Here is a 17,719-nt window from a genome sequence, read left to right as displayed (position 1 = left end):
CAGGATCCGGCAGCCCCGGCCGGTCGCCCCGCCGGCTCAGCCGAGCCGTACCCCGCCGTCCTTCGCAGAGTTCACGCAGGTGAGGGAAGAACCGTGCAGTTCCGCCAACAGGCCCTCGCCAAGCTCCAGTCGCCCGAGGAACTCGATCTCCCGGTGCGCTTCGCCCGGCCGCAGGGCTGGCTGGTCCTCTCCGTGACCGTGGTCGCCATGGCGGCCGCCTCCGTGTGGGCGGTGACCGGGTCCGTGACCTCCACGGTGGCCGCGCCCGCCGTCCTGACGCACGGGCAGGGCAGTTACGTCCTGCAGAGCCCCCTCGCCGGCCAGGTCACCGCGGTCCTCGCGAAGCAGGGCGAGCGGCTGCCCGTGAACTCCCCCGTCCTGAAGGTCCGTACCGAGCAGGGCGACACCGTCGTCCGCACCCTGGACGCCGGCCGGATCACCACACTCGCCGCCAGCGTCGGGCAGATCATCACCACTGGCGCGAACGTCGCCGCCGTGGAGAAGGTGGCCGACGCCGACGACCCGCTGTACGCGACCGTCTACGTCCCCGCCGAAAGCGCCGCCGGTATTCCCGCGCGCGCCGCGGTCGACCTCACCGTGCAGTCGGTGCCGAGCCAGGAGTACGGCGTGCTGCGCGGCGAGGTGAAGTCGGTGGACCGCTCCGCCCAGTCCGCCCAGCAGATCACCGCGTTCCTCGGGGACAGCCAACTGGGCGGGCAGTTCACGAAGAAGGGAAGGCCGGTGGCCGTCACGGTCGAACTGGAGAAGTCGTCCGCCACGAAGAGCGGTTACCAGTGGTCCTCCGCCCAGGGACCGCCGTTCCCCCTGACCTCGATGACCCTGGCCTCGGGCTCCATCCGGCTGTCCGACGAACGTCCCGTCGACTGGCTGCTGCCGTGACCACCGCACAGGAGACCCGCGGCCGGCGCCGTGCCGCCCCGCCCAGGCGCAAGGTGCCCAAGGCGCGCGGGAAGACCGTCCGTACGCCCACCGTGCTCCAGATGGAGGCCGTGGAGTGCGGCGCCGCCTCCCTGGCGATGGTGCTCGGCCACTACGGCCGCCATGTCCCGCTGGAGGAGCTGCGGATCGCCTGCGGTGTCTCCAGGGACGGCTCGCGCGCCAGCAACCTGCTGAAGGCGGCCCGTAGTTACGGGCTGACCGCCAAGGGCATGCAGATGGATCTGGCCGCCCTCGCCGAGGTGACGGCGCCGACCATCCTGTTCTGGGAGTTCAACCACTACGTCGTCTACGACGGCATGGGCCGTCGGTTCGGCCGTCGCGGGGTGTTCGTCAACGACCCCGGCAAGGGCCGCCGTTTCGTGCCGCTGGAGGAGTTCGACGGCAGTTTCACCGGTGTCGTCCTGACGCTGGAACCCGGGCCGGACTTCACCCGGGGCGGTCGCAGGCCGGGCGTCCTCGGTGCGATGCCGGCCCGGCTGCGCGGCACGGCGGGGACCATGCCCGCCGTGGTGCTGTCGAGCCTGCTGCTGGTGGCGGTCGGCGCGGCGGTGCCCGGACTCAGCCGTACCTTCATCGACGAGTTCCTGATCGGCGGCCGGACGTCGATGCTGGGCGTGCTGTTCACGTCGATGGGCGCCTGTGTGCTGCTCACCCTGGTGCTGACCTGGCTCCAGCAGGCCAACCTGCTGCGCGGGCGGCTCGTCTCCTCCACCCTGTCCAGCGCCCGCTTCCTGCGGCATCTGCTGCGGCTGCCGGTGACGTTCTTCTCCCAGCGCAGCCCGGCGGACCTGGTGCAGCGCCTGCAGTCCAACGACGCCGTGGCCGAGACGCTGTCCCGGGACCTGTCGGCGGCGGGCGTGGACGCCGTCGTCGTCCTGCTGTACGCGGTGCTGCTGTACACGTACGACCCGCAGCTCACCTTCGTCGGGATCGGGGTGGCGCTGCTCAACGTCCTGGCGATGCGGATCGTCATCCGGCTGCGCGCGACCCGTACGGCGAAACTGCGCGCGGACACCGCACGCCTCACCAACACGGCGTACACCGGTCTGCAGCTGATCGAGACGATGAAGGCGACCGGCGGCGAGGACGGCTACTTCCGCAAGTGGGCAGGGCAGCACGCGACCACGCTGGAGGAGCAGCAGCGGCTCGGTGTGCCGAGTGCCTGGCTCGGCGTGGTCGCGCCGACGCTCGCCACGCTCAACAGCGCGCTGATCCTGTGGATCGGCGGTATGCGCGCGGTCGAGGGGTACATCTCGGTCGGTCTGCTGGTCGCCTTCCAGGCACTGGTCACCCGGTTCACCGCGCCGCTGACCCGGCTCAACGGTGTCGCGGGCCGGATCCAGGACTTCGCGGCGGACGTGGCCCGGCTGAAGGACGTGGAGAACTTCCGGGCCGACCCGCTCTACGGCCGCCCCGGCGCCGGGGAGTCCACCCGCCGGCTGCGCGGCCATGTCGAGCTGCAGAACCTCGCCTTCGGCTACAACCCGCTGGACAAGCCGCTGTTGACCGGCTTCGACCTGACCGTCGGGCCGGGCCGGCAGGTGGCGCTGGTCGGTGGTTCCGGCAGTGGCAAGTCCACGGTGTCCCGGCTGATCTCGGGCCTGTACACGCCGTGGGAGGGCGTGATCCGGATCGACGGGCAGCGCATCGAGGACATCTCGCGCGGGGCGCTGGCCGCGTCCGTCTCCTTCGTCGACCAGGAGGTCTTCCTCTTCGAGGGCACCGTCCGCGACAACGTGGCGCTGTGGGACCCGTCGATCCCGGACGAGGCGGTGGAGGAGGCGCTCCGGGACGCGGCCCTGTACGACGTGATCACGCGTCGACCGGGCGGCATCCGGAGCCGGGTCGAGCAGGACGGCCGGAACTTCTCCGGCGGACAGCGCCAGCGCCTGGAGATCGCACGGGCGCTGGTACGGCGGCCGAGCATCCTGGTGCTGGACGAGGTGACCAGCGCGCTGGACGCCGAGACCGAGCTGGTCGTGATGGACAACCTGCGCCGGCGCGGCTGTGCCTGTGTGGTGATCGCACACCGGCTGAGCACTGTCCGGGACAGCGACGAGATCGTCGTCCTCGACCACGGCACGGTCGTGGAGCGCGGCCGGCACGAGGAACTGGTGGCGCGCGGGGGCGCGTACGCCGCGCTGGTCAGGGAGCGATGAGATGACGACGACCGTGCAGGAGGGGCACGGGGGCGACCTCGTGCTGGGTGCGCTCGGTTCGCTGGGCAGGCGGATGGACTGTGCCGGGTCCAACCGGCTGGATCTGGCGGGGCCGCAGACGCTGTGGCTGATCGCAGCCGGCGCGGTGGACCTGTTCGCCGTCGACGCCGAGGAGCAGGGCCACTGGCACCACCTGGGCCGGCTGGAGGCGGGCTCGCTGCTGCTCGGCCCCGGCGCGGGACCGCGACACACCCTGGTGGCCCGGCCGCTGCGGGACTGCGTGGTGCACCGTATCGGCCTGCGCGAGCTGTACCAGGCGGCGGACACCCAGACCTGGTCGTACGACGAGTACGGCAATCCGCAGTACGTCCCGCCGACCACGAGTCCGCTGGAGTACGCCCTCGCCCTCGGTGTGGGCCGCAGTCTGTCGGTGCTGTTCCAGGCGCCGATGGCCACCGAGCGGGCCGCCGCGCCCAGCGACGACGACGTGTTCTGGATGCAGGTGCCGCCGGGCAGCGTGCAGTACGGCTCGCTGTACGGCGCCGAGGCCGCGACGGACCTGCTGATGGACCCGGCGCTGTGGCAGAGCCTGGTCGACCAGCAGTACCGGCTGATGACCACGCTGGACCGCTGGATCGAGCAGCTGGAGCACACCCACGAGACACGCACCGCCGAGGGCATCAAGGCCGGTGAGGCGGTCCGCGCCCAGGCCGACCGGACGCTGCTCGCCGCCATCGGCAAGCGGTCGGCGCAGGGGACGACCGCGGCCGACGCGGACGCCACGTACGCGGCCTGCGAGCTGGTCGCGCGGGCGGCCGGGATCGCGCTCGCCGAGCCGGCCCGGTCGGGCACCGGCGGCGATCGTCTCGATCCGGTCGAGCAGATCGCCGTCGCGTCCCGTCTGCGCACCCGTGCCGTACGGCTGGACGGCCGTTGGTGGCGGGACGACGTCGGTCCGCTGGTGGGTCACCGGGCGTTGTCCGGCGCGCCGGTGGCGCTGCTGTGGCGGCGCGGCGGATACGTCGCGGTGCATCCCGCGACGGGGCGGGAGACGCCGGTGGAGAAGGCGAACGCCGCGGAGTTCGAGCCGCAGGCGGTGATGTTCTACCGCCCGCTGCCCGAGCGGCGGCTCAGCCCGCTCAGGCTGATGCGGTTCTGCATGTCGGGCACCCGCGGCGATCTGACGGGGCTGCTGCTCAGCGGTCTGGTCACGGTGGCGATCGGGGCACTGGTGCCGATCGCCACGGGCAAGGTGCTCGGCGAGTTCGTGCCGAAGGCGCAGACCGGGCTGATCGTGCAGGTGTGTCTCGCGGTGATCCTCAGCAGTGTGGTGGCCGCCGCCTTCATGCTGCTGCAGAACCTCACCCTGCTGCGGCTGGAGGGCCGGGTGGAGGCCACGCTCCAGCCGGCCGTGTGGGACAGGCTGCTGCGGCTGCCGACGTCGTTCTTCACCGAGCGCTCGACCGGCGAGCTGGCGAGCGCGGCCATGGGCATCAGCGCGATCCGCCGGCTGCTGGCCGGGGTCGGGCCGACGGTGGCCCAGTCGGTCACCGTCGGCGCGATGAACCTGGGGCTGCTGCTGTGGTTCAGCGTGCCGATGGCGTTGGCCGCGATCGGGATGCTCGTCGTCATCGCCGCGGTGTTCACGGGGCTCGGGCTGTGGCAGGTGCGGTGGCAGCGGCGTCTGGTGGTGCTCACCAACAAGCTGAACAACCAGGCCTTCCAGACACTGCGCGGCCTGCCGAAGCTGCGGGTGGCGGCGGCGGAGAACTACGCGTACGGGGCGTGGGCGTCCGAGTTCGCCCGCAGCCGTGAGCTCCAGCAGAAGGCCGGCCGGATCAAGAACCTGACGGCGGTGCTGGGCGCGGTCTATCTGCCGCTGTGCACGCTGGCGATGTTCATGCTGCTGGCGGGCCCGGCGCGCGGCTCGATGACGGCGGCCGAGTTCCTCACCTTCAACACGTCGGTGACGATGGTGCTGACCTCGGTCACCCAGCTGACCGGCGCGTTCGTCTCCGGGGTGGCCGCGCTGCCGCTGTTCGAGCAGATCCGGCCGGTGCTGGACGCGACGCCCGAGGTGCGGGCGGCGAGCACCCGGCCGGGCCCGCTGAGCGGGGCGCTCGAGGCACGACGAGTCTCCTTCCGCTACTCGGACGACGGTCCGCTGGTCCTCGACGACGTCTCCTTCGAGGTACGGCCGGGCGAGTTCGTGGCGGTCGTCGGCCCCAGCGGCTGCGGCAAGTCCACACTGCTGCGGCTGCTCATCGGCTTCGACCGGCCGCTGTCGGGAAGTGTGCTGTACGACGGTCAGGACCTGGCCGCGCTCGACCAGTCGGCGGTGCGCCGGCAGTGCGGTGTGGTGCTCCAGCACGCCCAGCCGTTCACCGGTTCCCTCCTGGACGTCATCTGCGGCACCGAGCCGTACACGCCCGAGGAGGCGATGGCGGCGGCCGAGATGGCGGGGCTCGCCGAGGACATCCGGCGGATGCCGATGGGTCTGCACACCATCGTCTCGGGCAGCGGCGCGGTCTCCGGTGGCCAGCGGCAGCGGCTGATGATCGCCCAGGCGCTGATCCGCCGACCTCGCATCCTCTTCTTCGACGAGGCGACCAGCGCCCTGGACAACGAGACGCAGCGCACGGTGATCGAGAGCACCAAGGCGCTGCGGGCCACCCGGGTCGTCATCGCGCACCGGCTGTCGACGGTGCTGGACGCGGACCGGGTGGTGGTGATGGAGCACGGCAAGGTGGTCCAGCAGGGCCCGCCGGCCCACTTGCTCGCCGACCCGGCCGGGCGACTGCACGAACTGGTGCGACGGCAGATGGCGTGACGCCGGCCCGCGGATCGGCGAGAGCGCTCCAAGGAGCGTCGGACACGAGTCCGACATGCTTCTGGAGTCGTGTTCCAGTCAAGGAGAGCAAGCCTCCGGAAACGCCGGAGGCCGGCGGGCGGCCCCACTCCGCCCGCCGACCCCCTTGTGCGAGACCGCACGTTCCGCAAGGAGGTCGGTACTCCCCAGTACCCCGACCGCCGCGCGGTCACGGAAACCGTGCGGTCCCGGTCTCAGAACGTGAGGACGCCCGAACCGTGGGCGTTCATCACGCATTCGTTGGGGAAGGTGCGCTCGTAGGACACACGCTGCCCCTGCCACACGCCGTCGACGGTGACCACGACCGGGTCGTACTGCTTGGTGCAGAACACACCCTCCGCGGCAGTCAGCGCGCGCAGGTCCCCGCCCACCCCGGCCAGTTCCCCGCACGCCGCGGCCGCGGCCGGGTGGGTGCCCGAGGCTTCGGGGGCGCAGGTCAGGGTGACGGCGCGTTCCGGCGTGACGGCCGCCGCGCTCTCGCCGCGCCCCATGGTGAGCACGAGGGCCGACGGGGCGTAGAGCGCGGACGGGGCGTCGCCCGGGGCGGCCGACGCCCCGTGGGACAGAGGTGCGCAGACGGCCGCGGCCGTCAGGGCGAGGGTGGCGGCCCAGCGCGCGGTGTTCCGCATTGTGTGCATCCTTCCGCTCGTTTCGACGAGGTGCCGGACCCTGCTCGGTGGTGCCGGACCGGCGAGCGGGAGTCTGCCGAGTCCGCCGCGGAAACACACGTCGACCCTGCCGGTTTCGGTAACCTTGCGTATTGAATCAGTGGCGTGAAGTCACGGAACGTGGAAACGCGAACCCTGTAATCACAGGGGTGCCGCGTGTGCGAAGTGGCCAGATGGCCGAATTCCCGCCGCTCAGTAATAGGCCTGAAACATTCCGATTCCGCTGCCGGCCGACCATTCCGCGACAGCTTGTGTTCATGATTCCTCCGCCGTCCGCTCGCCGAACCGGACCTCGCCCTCGCCCTGCCGGGGCGGTGGACCGCCACGGCACACGGTTCACGTCAGGAGTCCTCGGCCGACTCCACCGGTTCGGTCACCCAGCGCTGGCCCTCGGCCCGGTCCCGCACCCTGACGACGACGTCGGCGTTCGCGTCAGGGCCGGCCGGGGCGAGCGCCAGCTGTTCGTCCCAGCGGGGCAGCAACTCGCCCTGCACGGTGAGGTCGTAGCGCACGTCGTCGCCCCGGCCGTCGTTCTCCTCGGCGCAGGTGGCGAGGACGACGACGCCAGCGTCCTTGTGCGAGTCCAGGCACAGACCGGGGTCGGCCACGCTGCGCAGCAGGCCGTCGTCCTCGTAGGTCCACTGCTGGCTCCACCGTGAGGAGCACGGCGCCAGCCGGGTGCCGACGCCGTCCCGGGGTTCGCCCCGGGTGTCCAGGCACAGGCCGGAGGCGGCGTTGCGCAGGAGGGTCTGCTCCGGCCCCGCGGGCAGGCCGGCCACGCCCGGCGGGGACTCGGTCGGTACGACTCCTCCGCCGCCGGCCGCGCTGGTGGCGCCCGTCGGGTCGGTGCCGCCGCCGTCGGGTGTGGAGGGCCCCGCGATGAGCACACTCACCAGCACGCCGGCCGAGACGGCTCCGAGGCCGGTGAGCAGGGTGCGGGTGGAGCGCACCGCGTCCGGGAGTCCCAGGCCGGTGAGGCGGGCGGGTGCGGGGATCCGGGACAGGAGGCGGCGCCGGCTGCCGCCGGACCGTCCGCCGCCGCCCTGGTGTCCGCGGCGGGCGGCGCGGCCGCCGCGCGGGCCCGGTGTCGCCCGGCCGGGGCGGGAGTCGAGGTAGCGGCGGGCGCCCCAGCCGAGGACCGCCTCGGCGAGGAGTGTGCCGAGACCGCCCTCGAAATGGCTCAGCTGCTCGGCCGCGTTCCGGCAGTAGCGGCAGTCCGTCAGGTGCTGCTGCACATCGGGGAGCAGCGTCCTGCCCCGGCGGATGGGCACGTCGAGGAGTCGGTTGTAGAACCGGCAGTCCTTCGTGGGCGCGAGTTCCTGATGGGCGTGGACGCAGCCCTGACGGAACGTGTCACGCGCCTGTTCGAGCGCGCCCGACGCGATGTCGGGATCGATGCCGAGCAGACCGGCCGGGACCAATATGGGTTCCGCCTCGACCTCCACGTGCCAGAGCACGCAGCGTGCGAGGGCGGGCAGGGAGCGGAAGGAACGCTGGGCGAGCGTGCGGTTGTCCGGCGTCATCGTCTTCGCCGCGCGCATACCGCGTCCGCCCGCGGGTTTTTGCAGGTCGGGCAGAGCGTCCGCCGTGCGGTCGTCGGCGGCCCATTCCCGGACCGTGTCCCGCACGGCCACCAGCAGCACCGGGCGCAGCGCGACGGCCGATTCGCCGAGGGCGATCCGGTCCAGGACCCGGTGCTGTGCCGCCGCGGTGACCATGGCGGCCGTCGGCCCCGACGAGGCGAGGCAGACGGTCGCGTAGTCGTGCATGGACGTCCAGTGACGCGCCGTCAGCAATGCCACGGACTGGGCGGCCTCGCTCTCCGGGCGGCCTCGCAGCCGCGTGGCGAGGACCTCGTCGGATTCCCCCGGATCCCCGCCGGAAGGGGGATATGGAGGCCGACGGGGGTGAGGGGTGGGCACTGAGGTGGTTCCTTCCCACGCGCAGGTGACACAGAAGTTCTGACGCCCAAAGGGAAGTCCCCGAGTGGTCCATACCTCTTGGCGGCTTTGCGCGGGAGGACGCGAATTCACCTACGGTGAATTCGGATCCGGTTCGTCAACGCGCGTGCGACCCCGGATTTTACCCCCCTCGCGGGCGGCTCGCTCTCGCACACCCGCACATGGCCAACAAGGCACTTGGGCAACCTCCGCCCGTTGACAGAAAGTCGACACGAAAAGCCCGGTCGACACCCCTCGCACCGGCTTTCCACCTGCACGTTTTCCCCTTCGCCATCCCCCGGTTCGCATTCCGGGCGGCGGTGTCAGATCTGCCAGGACCGCAGTCGGTCCGCCGCCGCGTAGACGTCCGCCGTACCGGACATCAGATCGCGGGCCAGGTCGACGATCGCGCCGTAGGGCGGGTCGATGCCGACTCCGCTGACGAACATGTACGCCACAGCCGTCGCGCAGGCGAAGCGGGCGTTGGCCGACGGCAGTGGCCGGAGCAGGGCGAGGGTGTGCAGCAGGGCGGCGGCCCGCCAGGCCGGGTCCGAGTTCACGCCGAGGCGGGGCGGGTCGACGCGATGCCTGGCGACGGCCGCGACCAGCGCCGAGAAGTCGTTGACGGTGGGCTGGTCCGGGAGGACCTCCTCGTGCCGCTGGAGCAGCCAGGGCACGTCTATGTGCAGGACGGGTCCCATCGGTCAGGCGGCCCGCCCCTCGCCCTTGGCGCGTGGTTCGTCGTCCGGGAAGGCGGCGGCGAACTCGTCGGCGTGGGAGGCGAAGAACCGACGGAATTCCTCCGCGCCCTCCTGCAGCGCCCGGTGGCGCGCTATGTCGGCCGCGGCCGCCTCGCGCACGAGCGCCTTCATCGATGTACCGCGCTCCTTGGCGATCTGCCGCAGGTCCTCGAGCTCACGGTCACTGAACTCCACATTGAGAGCAGGCATGTCCTCACGGTACATCTCAGGTACTCAATCGTAAATATCAGCAGCTCAGAGCGGTTATTAACCGGTACCGGGCAGGCAGGTGGGAGCGGACCGGAGGTGTCGCCCCACGGAACGGGACGGCAGCTCCGGAGCAGGTGCGGACACCGCGGGTGCGGGCCCCCGGCGACCGCTTCGGGTACCGCACCCGCCACTCCCGCCCCGACCTCGCGTCCCGGGCCGACCGGGGCACCGGGCCATGTCCGGCTTCGACGCACTAGGCTGGAACTCTGGCGATCCACCAGTTCACGGTGAGTGTGCGCGATGGAGTGGCGACGATGAGGCCGGACGACCCGTTCGACGATCCGGTGACAGCCCGCGCCGTCATCGCCGCCGACGGCACCCTCGTACGGTGGAACGAAGGTGCCCGGCTGCTGCTGGGGCACAGCGCCGAGGAGGTGGTCGGCCGCGCCGCGGCCGACCTGCTCGCCACCGGCGCGGAACCGCCCCCACCGCCGTCGGGCACACTCTGGAGCGGCACACTCGCGCTTCGGCACCAAAACGGTGGCACCGTCACCGTATGGGTGCTCGCCCACCGCCTCCGGCGGGAGGACGGCGGCACCGGCGACTGGCTGGTCGTCACACCGCTGGGGTCCGGGGAAACCGATCCGGCCGAGGATCCGCTGCTCCGGGCGGCCATGTTCCAGTCCCCGTGCGCCACCGCGGTCTTCGACCGGGACCTGCGCCTGCGCGGTGTCAACGACGCGATGGCGGCCCTCCTCGGGCTGCCCGCCCGCCAGCTGCGCGGGCTCAGGCCCACCGAGCTGGGCAGCCGGCCCCGGCACTTCGAGTTGGAGCGGCACATGAGCCAGGTGCTGCGAAGCGGCCGAGGCCTTGACATGCAGACCCGCGTACGTGCCGCCGGTGAGGGGCACGGACAGGCCTGGCTGGCCCGGATCGCGCCCCTCACAGACGACGGCGGCCAGGTGGCCGGCGTATGCGTGACGGCCCACGACTTCACCGAGCAGTACAGCGCGCGGGCGCGGCTGCAACTCGTCAACGAGGCCAGCATACGCATCGGCACCACCCTCGACGTCACCCGGACGGCGCAGGAGCTGACGGAGGTCTGTGTGCCCGCGCTCGCCGATTTCGTCAGCGTCGACCTGCTCGAGCAGAGCGACCTGGGTGCCGACGCCACCGATCCGCAGACCCTGCCGGTCACGCTGCGCCGGGTGGCCCACCGGTCCCGCAACCCGGGTGGTTTCGAGTCGATCGCCGACACGGACGAGGTGATCGTCTACCCGGCCGCCGCACCCCAGGCCGATTCGCTGATCGCCGGCCACAGCGTCGTCGCCTCGGTGACCTCGGGCGATCTCGATCCGTGGCTCGCGGCCGACGAGGCCCACGCCCGGCAGGTCCGGGAGTTCGGCGTCCACTCGATACTGTCCGTCCCCCTCCAGGCCCGCGGTACCACTCTCGGCGTCGCGGTGTTCACCCGGTTCCGGCACCCCGAGCCCTTCACCCACGACGACGTGCTGCTGGCCGAGGAGGTCACGGCACGGGCCGCCGTCTGCATCGACAACGCCCGCCGCTACTCCCGTGAACGCGAGACCACCCGCACGCTCCGGCGCAGCCTGCTCCCCCGCGGCCTGCCCCGGACGGCCGCGGTGGACTCCGCCTCCCGGTATCTGCCGGCCGCGCGCTCCGGCGTGGGCGGCGACTGGTTCGACGTGATCCCGCTGTCCGGGATGCGGGTGGCCATCGTGGTGGGGGACGTCGCCGGCCGCGGCATCCAGGCCTCCGCGACGATGAGCCGGCTGCGTACGGCCGTCCGTACCCTCGCCGACATCGATCTGGCCCCCGACGAACTCCTCACCCACGTCGACGACCTGGTCCTGCACCTCGCCCACGAGTCGGCCGGCGACGGTGACGGCGGCCATGGCGAGGCCGCCTACAGCGGTCACGGCGAGGTCGGCGCGACCTGCCTGTACGCGGTGTACGACCCGGTGTCCCGGCGCTGCACCCTGGCGCGGGCGGGGCATCCGCCGCCCGTCCTGGTTCCGCCGGACGGGCCGGCCCGCGTGCTCGACCTGCCGTCCGGACCGCCGCTGGGCCTGGGCGGCCTGCCCTTCGAGTCCGTGGAGCTGGACTTGTCCGAGGGCTCCGTGCTGGCGTTCTACACCGACGGGCTGACCGAAGGCCCGGCGGGCGACACGGAAACCGGCCGTCTGACGCTCACCGACGCCCTGTCGAACGCGGCCTCGGGATCGCTCGACGAGGCCTGCGACTGTGTCCTGGACACCCTGCTCGGTCCGGGCAGCAGGACGGAGGACGCGGCCCTGCTGCTGACCCGTACCCGTGGGCTGCCGTCCTCCCAGGTCGCCACCTGGGACATCCCGGCCGACCCGGCGCTGGTCGCACCGATCCGCAAACAGGTCCTGGACCAGCTGGGCATCTGGTCCCTGACCGAGGCGTCGTTCACCGCCGAGCTGGTGGTGAGCGAGCTGGTCACCAACGCGATCCGCTACGGTGCCCCGCCCATCCGGCTCCGGCTCATCTGCGACGCGGCGACGCTGATCTGCGAGGTGTCCGACACCAGCCACACCGCCCCGCACCTGCGGCGCGCCAAGACCTGGGACGAGGGCGGACGGGGGCTGCTCCTGGTCGCCCAGCTCACCCAGCGGTGGGGCAGCAGGCACACCGCCGAGGGCAAGACCATCTGGGCCGAACTGGGACTGCTGGAGCAGGAGGAGCTGTGAGCGCTTTCCGAACCATCACGGGCGGGGCTTTCGTGCGTCGGGCGGCTGTACTCGCGAGTGCGCTGGCGGTACTCGGCACGGTGGCGTCCTGCGGCACCGAAACCGGCACCGGCACCGCGGCCTCCGGCGTCACCACGGCCTCGGATGCCGGTGCCGCATCCGCCGTCATCGCCTCCGGGAGGACGGCCGAACTCGCCACGGCCCGCTGCCACACCTCCGAGTTGCGGGCCCGGGTCGGCGGCGTGGATCCGGGCGCGGGTCAGCGCAACTTCCCCGTCGTACTGACCAACGTCTCCTCCCACGCCTGCACCCTGTACGGCTATCCCGGCGCCGCCTTCGTGGACGCGTCCGGCAGGCAGCTCGGCCCCGACCCGAAGCGCTCCCCCGGTGACGCCGTGCACGTCGTACTGGAGCCCGGCGAGAGCGCGTGGGCGGGGCTGCGGTACTCCGCGCCCGGCATCAGCGGGGCGCGCACGGCCACCCCTGCGGCACTGCTGGTGACCCCGCCGAACGAGCGGGACTCCCTGAAGGTGCCGTGGACGGCCGGTGCCGTGCCCGTCGCCGGTGACTTCTCCGCGGTGTTCGTCACGGTACTGAGCGAGGGCACCGGCCCCTGACACGGGTGCGTGCGTCCGCCCGCGGCGGACGCCTCACCGTCGCGGTCCGTCGGCGTCCCGGTTGACGACCTTCTTCCGCGGGGCGGACTCCGAGGCGTGGATCGCCCAGCGCTGGGTGTCCGAATCGTCGCGGGTCTTGAGGACGAGGGCGCCCGAGCCGTCGGTCGCTGCGGGTGCCAGCCCCAGGTCCTGGCCGGAGCGGGGCACCAGGCTGCCTTGAACGGTGAAGTCGTAGCGCGCGCTGTCGGCGTTCGCCCGCGCCGGGCCCGTGCACCGGGCCAGCCGCACCGAGTAACCGAGACGGGAGTCGAGGCACAGGTCCGGTTCCGCGGCGTTGCGCAGCAGCCCGTCCGTCTCGTACGTCCACTGCTGGACCTTGCCCGTCGAGCAGGCGGTGAGCTCGGTCTCGGCTCCCGCGACGGCACGGTCGCCGACCACGCCGACGCACAGGCCGGAGGCGGTGTTGTGCAGCCGCCCGCGCAGGGCGCCCTTGACCACCTCGCCGGAGCCGGGCGAGGGGTCGCCTGTCGACGGGGTGCCCTCCTCGGCACCAGGGGCTTCGGAGGGGCGGCCGTCGCCCCGTGCGGAGGCGTCGGAGCCGCCCGAGGTCCACAGCACCAGTGGAAGGACGATCAGCCCGCTGACCGTGAGGATGCCTGCGGCGAGGTTGCGCCGGCGCGCGGCCCGGCGGGCGGCCTTCCGGGCGACGCGGGAACCGGCGCGGAGCACGGCACCTCGAGGACCGGTGCGGGGTGCCGCACGTCGCCCGGGGCGGGAAGCGGGACGAGGGGCCGGGTGCGTGGCGGGAGGTGGGGCGGTGTTCGGGACCGGGGGCACGGTGGGGGCGGTGCGGGGTCCCTCGGTGGGAAGGAGCGGGATCGGCGCCGGGTCGGTGAACGGCTCGTCCGCCGTGCCCGAGGACCCGTCTGAGTGGCCGGGGAAGGCCGCGCCGACGAGGCCCTCGGGCGACGGCCGCTCCTCGGCCGTCGAGCCGCCGTCCGTGGACCCGTCCGCCGGCTCATCGGTGACGTCGGCCGCCCGTGCCCGGCTCTCCGCGTACTCCCGTGCGCTCCAGCCGAGGACCGCCTCCGCCAGGGCTGTGCCGAGTCCGCCGGTGAAGCAGGCGAGTTGGTCCGCGGCGTGCCGGCAGTGGACGCAGCTGTCCAGGTGTGTGCGCAGGTCCGGGTCGAGTTCGGTGCCCGCTCGCCGGTAGGTCACCTCGAGCAGGCGGAGATAGCGTCGGCATTCCTGGTCGGGGGCCAGTTCACCGTGGAGCTGGAGGACTTCGTCGCGCAACCGGTCCTGGGCGCGGCGCAGTTCGATGCGGGCGCCCTCCTCGTCCAGCGCGAGCAGCCCGGCAGGGACGCGGAGCGGTTCGGACTCGACCTCCACGTGCCACAGCAGACAGCGCGCCGACTGCGGCAGTCGCTGGAACGCCCCTGCCAGCAGGCGCCGTTCGGGCAGCGGTAGCAGCCGGGCGGCCGGCCGCCGGCCGTCACCGGACTCGGCGGTGAGATCGGGACGGAGCATGTCGCGCCGATGGTCGCCGCTCCACTCGGCGGCGATCCTGCGAACCGTGACGAGGAGTTGGGGTCGCCACGCGGAACCCGGTCCGTTGTGCTTCAGGGTCTCGCCGAAGAGCCGGGTGAACGCGGCGGTGGTGAGCATCCCGGCGGACCGCGGGCCGTCGGTGCACAGTCGGGCGTAGCCGAAGACCGATTCCCAGTGCCGGTCCAGCAGTTCACCGGCGGGGTGCAGCGCCGGTGTGGCACCCGTCCACTTCCGCAGCTCGGCGGCCAGCTGCTCGTCCGTCACATCGGACGAATGGGCCGGAACCCGGGAATGCGACAGACCGGTGTCCTTCACGGATGCAGTCCTCTCGAGGATGCGCGGAATAAAGTCCGTACCAGCGGGCCCGCAGCCTCACCGACGATACGACGGGAGCCCGTCCGTACGGGATTCGACATCTCGAGAACCCGTCCGGAACAGCTCTTTTGGAGCCGATCGGCCTGCGGGAGCGGCCACGCGCACGCCAGGACAAAAGACATTGTCCGCACGCCGGTACGACCCACTTTTGCACAGGTCAACGAGCAGGAACAAGGGACTCCGCGGTTTCGCGCATTTCTCTCACGGCCACTGGCTTTTGACAAAGTGTCAATGGAATTTGAGGTACTTGATTTCACGTACCCGATCATCCGGTTCGATGTCCGGTGTCCCGAAAGGGGCACGGCGGCCGGTCTGCGCCTGGGCCGCGGCGGCGCGGACGGCGACGTGGAGGAAAGGTTTCCCGGACTGTTCGGTCACCCGGAGCCCTGGTCACTCGTCCGGTCCGCCGGCACGGTACGGCCTTCGGGCCGCTCCCCACCCGGGGGCTCCGGAATTTTCCTCGCTCCGCTGTGCACGACGGCCCGGTCGACGGGCATCCGCAGGTCGGGCCCCGCTGCGTTCCCCCGTCGCGGCAGGGTTCTCCGTCCCGCCTCCCACGCCTCTCGCACTCCCGAGGCACCCGGTCGGGTGCGGTGGGGCCGTGCCCACGGCGCAAAACGGGGAACGTGGTCACAGGGACTTTTGAACGCTGGAACCGACCTGGGAGATCCACGTGGCGAAGAAGACCAAGAAGAAGAAGCTGCCCCTGGCATACAAGCCCATCGGGTTCGCACTGGGCTGGACGAGCGGCACCCTGGCGGGGCTCGCCTTCCAGAAGACATGGAAGCTGATCCGGCACGAGGACAACGCGCCTGACGCGCTGGACCGGGACCGCCGCTGGGGCGAGATCCTGCTGGCCGCCGCGATCCAGGGCGCCATCTTCGCGGCGGTACGCAGTGCCGTGGACCGCGCGGGCGCCAAGGCCATCGAGCGCTCGACGGGCTACTGGCCGGTCCCGGACAAGGGCGGACGTGACTGACCGGGGCGGCGCCCTGCCTCCACTCCCCCGCCCCGGTCCCGGCGCCCGGCGCACCCGGGGCCGGGACCGCCGGGGTCTTGGTGGGGGATGTGCCCGTCAGCCCTGTTTCGGCCCCACCGGTACCCCGCGGCGCAGGGTGAAGGAGTGCCCGGCCGGGTCGGCGTAGCCGCGTTCCTCCCGGGAACCGGTGACGTCCTTCGTCTCCACCGCACGCCCGCCGAGGCCCACGATCAGGCGTTCCGTGGCATCCAGGTCCTCGACCACGAACTCCAGGTGCGCCTGGAGCGAGTTCTCTGGGCGCGGCCAGCTCGGGGCGGTGGCGTTGACGTCGCGGCGCAGCGCCAGCCGGAAGCCGTCGGCGGCCCGCACCTCCACCCGGTTGGCGTTGGCGTCGGCCACCTCGGCCTCCAGCAACTCCCGGTAGAACTCGGCGAGTTTCTCGGGCTCGGCGCAGTCGAGCACCACCACTCCGGCATGTACCAGTGCCATGTCTTCCTCCAGGGGATCCGGGTCCGTCCGGGCTCGGGGCGGCGCCCCGGCCCGTACCTGGCACCTGTCCCCGCTCGACGGTTTCAATCTGCACACCAAGTCCATTGAATTCAGGGGTGTTTGGGCTGGTAAGCACCTCAAGTGACCTGTGAGGTAACAGACATCACGAGGGGCACCCGGTGTAGATCATTTGGGATCTGGGCAGCTTCGTACCGCTTCCCGGTTCAACTTTCGTTCCGTGAAGACGAGTTCAAGTGTGCGGGCGATCGCGAAGACGGCCCGCCCGCAGGGCTGGGGGACTCTGCGTTCTGCCTCCCGAAAGGAAGCACATGTCTCAGGACGTCCGGTTCGACCTCCCCTTCGACACCCCTGTCAGCGAGCATCTGGAGTACGCCCGCGCGCGCCATCTGCGCTGGGTGTGGGAGATGGGCCTGGTCCGCAGCCGGGACGGATTCGACGAGTACCGCTCCTGGGACCTGCCGCAGGCCGCCGCCCGCACCTATCCGTACGCTTCGGCCGAGGACATGGTCGTTCTGATGAACTGGTTCTCCCTGGCCTTCCTCTTCGACGACCAGTTCGACTCCGGCCGGCCGGACCGCGCGGACCTGATAGCGGACGTGGCGCGGGAGCTGATCGTCACCCCGCTGCGGCCAGCGGGAAGCACTCCTCGGGTGGCCTGCCCGATCACGGTGGCCTGGGCGCAGGTCTGGGAACGCCTCTCGGATGGCATGTCCCTGACCTGGCAGACCCGGTTCGCGGCGTCCTGGGGGCGGTTCCTGGTGGCCCACTGCGAGGAGGTCGACCTGGCGGCCCGCGGGCTGGCCGGGACGCTCGGCCTCGACGAGTACACCGTGTTCCGGCGCCGTACCGTCGGCATCCACCACAGCATCGACGCCGGTGAGCGCAGCCGCGGCTTCGAGGTGCCGGCACGGGCGATGGCGCATCCGCTGATGGAGCGGATGCGCGATCTGGCTGCGGACACCATAGGGTTCATGAACGACATCCACTCCTTCGAGCGGGAGCGGCGCCGCGGCGACGGCCACAACCTGATCGCGGTACTGCACCGGGAGCGCGGCTGCTCATGGGAGGAGGCCGCCGCCGAGGCGTACCGCATGACGACCGCCTGCCTGGACGAGTACCTCCTCCTCGAGTCGCGGGTGCCCGACATGTGCGACGATCTGGGGCTCGACGCGGAGGAACGCGACCGGGTGGACAAAGGTGTACAGGCCATTCAGCACTGGATCGAGGGCAACTACGAGTGGGCCCTGACCAGCGGCCGCTACGCGGCGGCGAAGGAGGGAGCGGTGGCCACGGCCGAACAGGCGGGCCGCGGCTCGGTCGACGACCTGTTGACCGTGTGAGCCGGCGGTGCTGCGCGACCCCGTGGCAGGGCCGCGCAGCACCGCCGATCACGGTGGCCGGCCCGG

At 71.9% G+C, this 17,719-nt stretch carries 14 protein-coding genes; 7 read left to right on the top strand and 7 right to left on the bottom strand.

Annotated features, from left to right (window positions below; all coding sequences use genetic code 11):
* Positions 1 to 93: 93 nt before the first annotated feature.
* The 3 genes from AC6F7H_RS31565 to AC6F7H_RS31555 are packed head-to-tail and all read left to right on the top strand — an operon-like array spanning position 94 to position 5,949.
* Positions 94 to 900 carry a hypothetical protein gene (locus AC6F7H_RS31565; protein WP_500761171.1) on the top strand — a complete coding sequence of 269 codons (807 nt, stop codon included), beginning with the start codon at positions 94 to 96 and terminating at the stop codon, positions 898 to 900.
* Positions 897 to 3,119 carry an NHLP family bacteriocin export ABC transporter peptidase/permease/ATPase subunit gene (locus AC6F7H_RS31560; protein WP_500761169.1) on the top strand — a complete coding sequence of 741 codons (2,223 nt, stop codon included), beginning with the start codon at positions 897 to 899 and terminating at the stop codon, positions 3,117 to 3,119. The genes AC6F7H_RS31565 and AC6F7H_RS31560 overlap by 4 nt, the downstream gene beginning before the upstream one ends.
* A gap of 1 nt (position 3,120) precedes the next feature.
* Positions 3,121 to 5,949 carry an NHLP bacteriocin export ABC transporter permease/ATPase subunit gene (locus AC6F7H_RS31555; protein ID WP_500761167.1) on the top strand — a complete coding sequence of 943 codons (2,829 nt, stop codon included), beginning with the start codon at positions 3,121 to 3,123 and terminating at the stop codon, positions 5,947 to 5,949.
* 233 nt (positions 5,950 to 6,182) lie between these two features.
* Here AC6F7H_RS31555 and AC6F7H_RS31550 read toward each other — a convergent pair whose 3' ends face one another.
* From AC6F7H_RS31550 to AC6F7H_RS31535, 4 genes are all read right to left on the bottom strand, one after another.
* Positions 6,183 to 6,617, bottom strand: coding sequence for a subtilase-type protease inhibitor (locus AC6F7H_RS31550; protein WP_500761166.1), 435 nt, complete (start codon positions 6,615 to 6,617; stop codon positions 6,183 to 6,185).
* Positions 6,618 to 6,997: 380 nt separating this feature from the next.
* Positions 6,998 to 8,578 carry an RICIN domain-containing protein gene (locus AC6F7H_RS31545; RefSeq protein ID WP_500761164.1) on the bottom strand — a complete coding sequence of 527 codons (1,581 nt, stop codon included), beginning with the start codon at positions 8,576 to 8,578 and terminating at the stop codon, positions 6,998 to 7,000.
* 341 nt (positions 8,579 to 8,919) lie between these two features.
* Positions 8,920 to 9,297, bottom strand: coding sequence for a toxin Doc (locus AC6F7H_RS31540; protein ID WP_500761162.1), 378 nt, complete (start codon positions 9,295 to 9,297; stop codon positions 8,920 to 8,922).
* 3 nt (positions 9,298 to 9,300) lie between these two features.
* Complete coding sequence (locus AC6F7H_RS31535; protein WP_500761160.1) at positions 9,301 to 9,546, bottom strand: hypothetical protein; 246 nt, start codon at positions 9,544 to 9,546, stop codon at positions 9,301 to 9,303.
* Positions 9,547 to 9,860: 314 nt separating this feature from the next.
* On the opposite strand from AC6F7H_RS31535, the gene AC6F7H_RS31530 reads away from it, so the two are divergent.
* Both AC6F7H_RS31530 and AC6F7H_RS31525 read left to right on the top strand, forming a co-directional pair.
* On the top strand, positions 9,861 to 12,281 hold the full coding sequence (locus AC6F7H_RS31530) for a SpoIIE family protein phosphatase (protein ID WP_500761158.1): 2,421 nt from the start codon (positions 9,861 to 9,863) through the stop codon (positions 12,279 to 12,281).
* Positions 12,278 to 12,898: a DUF4232 domain-containing protein gene (locus tag AC6F7H_RS31525; protein WP_500761156.1), complete on the top strand. Its 621-nt coding sequence runs from the start codon at positions 12,278 to 12,280 to the stop codon at positions 12,896 to 12,898. The genes AC6F7H_RS31530 and AC6F7H_RS31525 overlap by 4 nt, the downstream gene beginning before the upstream one ends.
* Positions 12,899 to 12,931: 33 nt before the next feature.
* On the opposite strand, the gene AC6F7H_RS31520 is transcribed toward AC6F7H_RS31525, so the two are convergent.
* Entirely contained in the window at positions 12,932 to 14,764 is a 1,833-nt protein-coding gene (locus AC6F7H_RS31520) for a ricin-type beta-trefoil lectin domain protein (RefSeq protein WP_500761154.1), read from the bottom strand.
* A gap of 288 nt (positions 14,765 to 15,052) precedes the next feature.
* Complete coding sequence (locus AC6F7H_RS31515; RefSeq protein WP_500761152.1) at positions 15,053 to 15,202, bottom strand: hypothetical protein; 150 nt, start codon at positions 15,200 to 15,202, stop codon at positions 15,053 to 15,055.
* A gap of 295 nt (positions 15,203 to 15,497) precedes the next feature.
* Here AC6F7H_RS31515 and AC6F7H_RS31510 point away from each other — a divergent pair, with 295 nt between their 5' ends.
* Positions 15,498 to 15,803 (top strand): DUF4235 domain-containing protein, encoded by a 306-nt coding sequence (locus tag AC6F7H_RS31510; protein WP_363038495.1) that lies wholly within the window; start codon positions 15,498 to 15,500, stop codon positions 15,801 to 15,803.
* A 96-nt stretch (positions 15,804 to 15,899) separates the two neighbouring features.
* Here AC6F7H_RS31510 and AC6F7H_RS31505 read toward each other — a convergent pair whose 3' ends face one another.
* Positions 15,900 to 16,292, bottom strand: coding sequence for a VOC family protein (locus AC6F7H_RS31505; protein ID WP_500761150.1), 393 nt, complete (start codon positions 16,290 to 16,292; stop codon positions 15,900 to 15,902).
* Positions 16,293 to 16,621: 329 nt separating this feature from the next.
* On the opposite strand from AC6F7H_RS31505, the gene AC6F7H_RS31500 reads away from it, so the two are divergent.
* Positions 16,622 to 17,653 carry a 7-epi-alpha-eudesmol synthase gene (locus tag AC6F7H_RS31500; RefSeq protein WP_500761148.1) on the top strand — a complete coding sequence of 344 codons (1,032 nt, stop codon included), beginning with the start codon at positions 16,622 to 16,624 and terminating at the stop codon, positions 17,651 to 17,653.
* The last annotated feature ends 66 nt before the right edge of the window (positions 17,654 to 17,719 follow it).

Source organism: Streptomyces sp. MMS24-W38, from assembly GCF_059889265.1.
Note: the sequence above shows the minus strand (reverse complement) of the source record. Positions and strands in the feature narration are given on the sequence as shown.

Coding starts and splice junctions, on each gene's coding strand:
- AC6F7H_RS31535 (WP_500761160.1), bottom strand. CDS start 9,546: ATGCCTGCTCTCAATGTGGAGTTCAGTGACCGTGAGCTCGAGGACCTG.
- AC6F7H_RS31505 (WP_500761150.1), bottom strand. CDS start 16,292: ATGGCACTGGTACATGCCGGAGTGGTGGTGCTCGACTGCGCCGAGCCC.
- AC6F7H_RS31550 (WP_500761166.1), bottom strand. CDS start 6,617: ATGCGGAACACCGCGCGCTGGGCCGCCACCCTCGCCCTGACGGCCGCG.
- AC6F7H_RS31555 (WP_500761167.1), top strand. CDS start 3,121: ATGACGACGACCGTGCAGGAGGGGCACGGGGGCGACCTCGTGCTGGGT.
- AC6F7H_RS31500 (WP_500761148.1), top strand. CDS start 16,622: ATGTCTCAGGACGTCCGGTTCGACCTCCCCTTCGACACCCCTGTCAGC.
- AC6F7H_RS31540 (WP_500761162.1), bottom strand. CDS start 9,297: ATGGGACCCGTCCTGCACATAGACGTGCCCTGGCTGCTCCAGCGGCAC.
- AC6F7H_RS31530 (WP_500761158.1), top strand. CDS start 9,861: ATGAGGCCGGACGACCCGTTCGACGATCCGGTGACAGCCCGCGCCGTC.